The organism is Rhizobium sp. 18055 (genome assembly GCF_902706285.1).
Classification (GTDB): domain Bacteria; phylum Pseudomonadota; class Alphaproteobacteria; order Rhizobiales; family Rhizobiaceae; genus Rhizobium.
The window spans coordinates 1-474 of the sequence record NZ_CACSKD010000204.1; the positions used below are offsets into that span (position 1 = coordinate 1).

A 474-nucleotide genomic window follows, 5' to 3' on the forward strand; every position below is an offset into this window, starting at 1 on the left:
CTATTTTTCACCCGCGATTTCCGCGCAAGTGGAGACTCCAGCGAACGGACTGAGGTTCGGTGGGCGCTACCTTGCAGCTGCCTTCGGGTCTTGCCTTGAGGGCGTGATTTGCACGGGAGTTGTGTCGAAGCAATATGGCCCGATAGTTTTTGAGCACGGAAAGGTGGCGTGATGTTTAGCCTTCTTCCGATGACAAAAGTGATTTCGATGCTAGCTGGACTGTATGCGCTGCTGGCTTTTCTTGTGGCGCTTGGAATGGAACGGCTAGGTATTGAGGTCAGCTTCCTTCGCGTGTTTAGCGGTGCGGTAGTGATCGATCTCGGACTACTGTTCTTCGTCTACGTTGGTTGGCGCTGGATATGGGAAAAAGTGCCCCGTCTCAATCAATGGCTCTATCCCGATCTCAACGGAACCTGGGCTGCATCCATTGACTGGGTAAAGGATGGAAAAACTGGTCGTGCACTGGGTACCGTG

At 53.2% G+C, this 474-nt stretch carries 1 protein-coding gene; it reads left to right on the top strand.

Annotation, left to right across the window (positions count from 1 at the left end; all coding sequences use genetic code 11):
- Positions 1–171 precede the first annotated feature (171 nt).
- Positions 172–474: hypothetical protein (locus GVL52_RS28735; protein ID WP_200847981.1), on the top strand; the 303-nt coding region annotated here is incomplete at its 3' end.